A 5,466-nucleotide genomic window follows, 5' to 3' on the forward strand; every position below is an offset into this window, starting at 1 on the left:
GGAGCCGGGCGGATCGATGGTGACCGTCGCGCAGAGCTGCACGCTCTCCCCGCAGACGGACGGGTCGATGGGCGTCAGAACGGTCGTCGACGCGGCCTGGTTCACGGTGACGGCGACGCTGCCGGACGACCCCGCGGCACAGGTGTCGCCGCCGTAGGTGGCGGTGACGGTGCCGGTGGCGAGTTCGGTGGTGGTGATGCAGGCCTGGCCNGGTGGCGATTCCGGAGCCGGGCGGATCGATGGCGACCGTCGCACAGAGCTGTACGGTCTCGCCGCAGACCGACGGATCGGGAACGGCCGTGACGGTGGTCGTGCTCGTCCCCTGGTCGACGGTGACGGTAGTCGTGGCCGTCGCCGGCCCCGAACAGTCGTCGCCCTCGTAGTCGGCCGTGACGGTGCCGGTGACGAGTTCCGTCGTGGTGACACAGGCCGTGCCGTCCACGTCCAGGGTGGCGGTCTCGGAGAATCCGCCGGGTCCGGTGAAGGTGACCGTCCCCGTGGGGGTGCCGGAGCCGGGCGGGTCGATGGTGGCCGTCGCGCACAGCTCGACGCTCTCGCCGCAGACCGACGGATCCGGGGTCGCCGTCACGTCCAGCGTCGTGTCGGCCGCGTTGACCGTGTGGTTGTCCAGCGGCGAGGACGAGGGGTCGAACTCCTCGTCGCCGCTGTACACGGCGATCGCCTGGTGCACGCCCACGCTCAGGTCGTCGACGGTGGCCTGCGCCTGACCGGAGCCGTCGAGCGGCACGACGATCGACGGCCCGTCGTCGCTGATGATGAACGTGACGGTGCCGGTCGGCGTCCCGGTGTCCGGTGGTACCGCGCTCACCGTCGCGGTGAAGGTGACCGTCTCGCCGCAGACCGACGGGTCGGGCGCCGAGGTTATCGAGGTGGTGGAAACGGCCATGGTCAGGCCCCTTTCAGAATCCGGTCGTGGATGCAGCCGATACATTTCGCGCAGCGGAGGATCGTCCCGGGCGGGGAGCTGGAGGAAATCCACCTGGCGGTGATTCAAGTAAGCGACCGGACGGCGCCGTTGGGCCAGACGTGCGGCGCCGGAAACCCTCGTACGGCGGAGCGCATGCGGGGGTGAAGGGGCGCGGTTTCGCCGCAGCCCGGCCACCGCTGTTCCCTTCACGATGTCCGAAAACCCGGGGGAATCGAGCCGAATACCGTTGCCTGGTACGGGATTTCGGCCGCGCCCTCCGTCGATAGGGAACGGCGGGACAGCCCGCCGCGGCATCGCCGGTACGAGCGGAGATGTCCCGTGCGCTGTCCGAGCCCGTCGAATGCGCCCCTGCGCCGATTCCCAACAGGCCGCCCGTGAAAGGGAGTTGTTCACCGGCGTCGACGGACGTTCTTTCCGTTCCCCGTAAAGTCCGTCATGCGACGGACGGCGGCCCGGTGCCGGACGGTTGTCAAGAGCGGTCCTTCCGCAGAAGGGGCGCACAGGGAATTCCGAATGCGCTGCGACGGGGCGCCCGTTCCACGCCCCATCGCCCTTTTCCCGCGTCAAGCGCCAACAGGGCGCAGTGCGCCGGGAGTTGAGAGGGGACGGTCGTACGACGGCCCTGCAGAGGCAGAACTGCCAGGCGAGCAGGGCACGTTCGCGGCGCCCACAGGGAACGCCGGGGGGGGGTGTCCCTATGGGTTTCGTCAACTGGTGGGGGCGGGTTTGGGGTCGTAGAAGGTGCCGTCGCGGAGCATGGCGAAGAGCACGTCGGCTCGTCGTCTGGCGAGGCAGAGGAGGGCTTGGGTGTGGTGCTTTCCCTGGGCGATCTTCTTGTCGTAGTAGGTCCTGGAGGCCTGTTCGGCCAGGGCTGCGAAGGCGGACAGGAAGAAAGCTCGTTTGAGCTGCTTGTTCCCGCGCCTGGAGGGTTGTTCGCCGCGGATCGAGGAGCCGGAGCTCCGTGTCGCGGGTGCGAGGCCGGCGTAGGCCGCGAGGTGGGCGGCGGAGGGGAAACTCGATCCGTCGCCGACGTCGATGAGGATGCGGGCTCCGGTCCTGACGCCAATGCCGGGCATGGACGTCAGGACCTGGGAAAGAGGGTGGGCCTCCAGCAGTTCCTCGATCCTGGCCGCGAGGAGTTTTCGCTGATCGAGCACGGAGGTCAGGGAGCCGGCCAGGCTGGGGACGATGAGCGCGGCAGCGTCAGTACCGGGAACGATGACGGTCTGTTCATCGAGCGCGGTGAAGATGTCCTCGACCAGGCGCTCGGCCATCCGCGGTGCCTTCGGCCGCATCAAGCTGATCAGCCGCCGACGTCCGGCCTTGCGGATCCGGGCCGGGGAACCGAACTGGTCGAGCAGTTTCAGTACGGCCGGGTGCTGCACCCGCGGGCCCAACACCCGTTCCAGGGACGGGTGGATCTGTGTCAGCAGCCCCCGCAGGCGGTTGCTGATGCGCGTGGCCTCGCCGGCGAGGTCGTCGTCGAACCCGACGATCATCTCCAGCTCCGCGATGGTCTCGTCTTCGAGCTCGATCGACCGCAGAGTGTGCGGCATCGACCGGGCCGCGTCCGCGATGACGAACGCGTCGCGGGCGTCGGTCTTGGCCTCGCCGGGGTAGAGGTCGGCGATCCGCCGCATCGTCAGGCCGGGCAGATAGGCGACCTGGCAGCCCATGTCCCGGGCCACAGCAAGTGGCAGGGCACCGATCGAAGCGGGCTGGTCGACCACGACCAGGACGGTGCTGTGCTTGGTCTTCAACTTGCCGAAGACCTCGCGGAGTTTGGGCTCGCTGTTGGGAAGCCGCTTGTCGAAGGCCTTCTTCCCAGCAGAGGTGACGGCAGTGGCGTGGTGTTCGCCCTTACCGACATCCAGGCCGAGGAAGACGCCGATGTCACTGGTGTCGATCACGTGCACTCTCCGGTCGTACCCGCCCGGCCGTCCCACGGCACCGATCGCCACATCCACATTACGAAGAGCCTCCCGACCCGCACAGAAGCCGGTGGTCATGTCCCTAATCAGCGGTCTGTCAGTGCCTCCGAAGCCGGTGACACCACCCCCCAGGCCATGCACTCGACAGGGGGACTCAGTCATGCCAGCTCCAGAGACCGGGAGCCCCATTGCGAGGCCACGAAGAAGGTAAGGGGGGGAGGAGAGGAGGAGGCGGCCGGGCCCGTCACCAGCGCGTTGCCCGCCCCGACCCGGCCGTCCGCGGGGCTGCTTCACCCGCGCAGCAGTGCGTCCCCCGGCCCCTGAAGGGGCGGAGGACGCCGGTGAGTACGGAAACGAGTACGCGTACGGAAATCCGCCGAAGGGCGCCGCGCGTTCGTGGACGCCTGATAAGCGTGGGCCCAACTGCCGTACGGGCTCTAGCGGTTCACGACGACTATTCTGCCGGTGCCTCCCATCCGGTTCCTGGCCGCGAGCGCCTCCTGCCGGGTCGCGTAATCCCGGACGGTGCCGTTCGGCAGAATCAGCCGGTGCACTTCGGCTCTCCGGCGGGCACGCCCGCCGCCGCAATTGCATGCCATCGCGCTTTCCTCCTCCGGCCGGACAACGGCGCCCGGCCCGTCTGAGGTTCTTCTCCCCTGAGCGGGATGCAACGAACCGGTCAGTCGAGCCAGTCCGACGCCAGACCGCTCAGATACGAGAGCGAGAAAGCGGCGGCCACCGCCTGGAATGCGAGCGTGTTCCCCGCGGCCCAGGCGACGGGAACGACCGCCGCGGAGACCCACATACTCGTGCACCAGCCGCAGGTGACGAGATAGGCCGGTTTGGAGTCTTCGCCGAACCGTCCGGCCGTCCACGAACGGAATCCGGCGGCGAGCGTGTCCTTGGTTATGAATCGGGTTGTACGACAAGTGATGCCGAGTGCGAGAAGGAACTCCACACCATTCATGAATTCATCGTACGGAGACGGAACGTCAACGGCAGTCGGCGCCCGGCTCGTTCACGGGGCGGACGGGGGCATTCGGCGTTTCCCCGCATCCGCCCCGCCGCCGCCCACGGAACCGCCGCCCACGGAACCCGCCGCCCGCGCAACGGCCGCCCGCGGAACCGCCGCCGTCTACCGCCCGAGGCCGAACTCCAGCGAGCGCACCCGGTTGTCGAAGCTGGAGGGCACCAGATCCGGCGCCCCCACGGCCCGCATCGCGACGGAGTCGGAGAGCAACACCCGGAAGAGCGCCTTGAGTTCCTGCCGTGCCAGATGGGCGCCGAGGCAGTGGTGCGGGCCTCCGCCGCCGTAGCCCAGATGCGGGTTGGGGTCGCGGGTGATGTCGAAGGCGCCGGGGTCGGTGAAGACGGACTCGTCGCGGTTGGCGGAGGCGTAGTAGAGCGCCACCGTCTCACCCTCGCGCAAGGTACGGCCGCCCATCACATGGTCGGTGCGCAGCGTGCGGCGGAACTGGATGATCGGCGTCGAGCAGCGCACGATCTCCTCCACCGCACTGTCCGCGTACTTCTCGAAGTCGCCCTCCCACAGCTCGCGTTGCTCCGGGTGCGCGCTGAGCAGCGCGAGCCCGTGCGAGATCGCGTTACGGGTCGTCTCCACCCCGGCGACCATCAACAGCGTGAAGAACGCGCCCAGTTGGCGGCTGTCGAGCCGCTGTCCGTCGACGTCCGCGGAGACCAGCGCGGAGATGAGGTCGTCGGCGGGGCGGCGCCGGCGCTCCCGCGCGAGCATCGCGATCATCACATGCATTCGGGCCAGCGCCCGCAGCCCCTTGCCGGGCACCCGGAACCGGGCGCGTGCGCCGCGCCGTACGCCGATGTCCTCCGAGGCGTCGTTGAGCTGCGCCAGGATGCGGGGACGGTGCCGCCGGGGGATGCCCATCATGTTGCACACCACCTCGAAGGGCACCAGGGAGGCGACGGCGGTCACGAACTCGCGGGAGGGGTGCCGCACGGCCTCGTCCACCACGGACGCGACGACCTCCTCGATGTCCTTCTCGGTGCCCGAGAGCAGCCGGGGACTGAAGGCCCGCGAGATGATCTTCCGCAGTCTGGTGTGGTCGCGTCCGTCGAGGTTGACCATGGACTCCCCGAAGAGCGCCTTCACCCATGCCGCGGGGTGGGGCGTCGTGACGCCCGGCGCGCTGCCGAAGACCGTCGTGTTACGGCTGGCCTCCCGTACGTGCTCGTGCCTCACGAGGGCGTAGAAGCCCGGCCGTTGGCGCTTGCGCAGGGCGTGCTGCGGATACGGGAACCAGACGGGCGCCTCCTCGCGGCGCAGTGCCGCGAAGACCTCGTGCCGCTGGGCGTGCGGCAGTTGCCAGAAGCCCGGGTCGGCGAGGTTCGCCTCGGGCGGCACGGACGCGGACGTGGGCGCGGACGTGGGCGCGGCCGCGGAAGAGGCCGCGGGCACGGGTGCGGGGGAGTCTGGTGAGGCCGCGGAGGCGGCAGCGGGCGCGGGTTCGGTGCGCGGTGGCATCGTCGGTGCTCCAGTCGCTCGGAACGGATCGCCCCGCGGCCGGTGCGCCGGCGGGACGGCGAGTCTCCGCCAGCAGCTTGGAACCG

4 protein-coding genes are annotated in these 5,466 nt (G+C 69.6%); all 4 read right to left on the bottom strand.

Annotated features, from left to right (window positions below; all coding sequences use genetic code 11):
- A partial coding sequence (locus AN218_RS08605; RefSeq protein ID WP_141747517.1) for an Ig-like domain-containing protein occupies positions 1-1,243 on the bottom strand: 1,243 nt, incomplete at its 3' end.
- Positions 1,244-1,656: 413 nt separating this feature from the next.
- Positions 1,657-2,859 (bottom strand): IS110 family RNA-guided transposase, encoded by a 1,203-nt coding sequence (locus AN218_RS08610; protein WP_070016176.1) that lies wholly within the window; start codon positions 2,857-2,859, stop codon positions 1,657-1,659.
- Positions 2,860-3,559: 700 nt separating this feature from the next.
- Complete coding sequence (locus AN218_RS08615) at positions 3,560-3,847, bottom strand: hypothetical protein (protein WP_070016175.1); 288 nt, start codon at positions 3,845-3,847, stop codon at positions 3,560-3,562.
- 168 nt (positions 3,848-4,015) lie between these two features.
- Positions 4,016-5,260, bottom strand: a complete 1,245-nt coding sequence (locus AN218_RS08620) for a cytochrome P450 (RefSeq protein WP_070016177.1) — start codon at positions 5,258-5,260, stop codon at positions 4,016-4,018.
- Positions 5,261-5,466: the final 206 nt, after the last annotated feature.

The sequence above is a fragment of the Streptomyces nanshensis genome, assembly GCF_001751255.1.
GTDB classification, from domain to species: Bacteria; Actinomycetota; Actinomycetes; order Streptomycetales; family Streptomycetaceae; genus Streptomyces; species Streptomyces nanshensis_A.

Excerpts from the sequence above, each read along its gene's own strand:
- AN218_RS08615 (WP_070016175.1), bottom strand. The coding sequence starts at position 3,847 with ATGAATGGTGTGGAGTTCCTTCTCGCACTCGGCATCACTTGTCGTACA.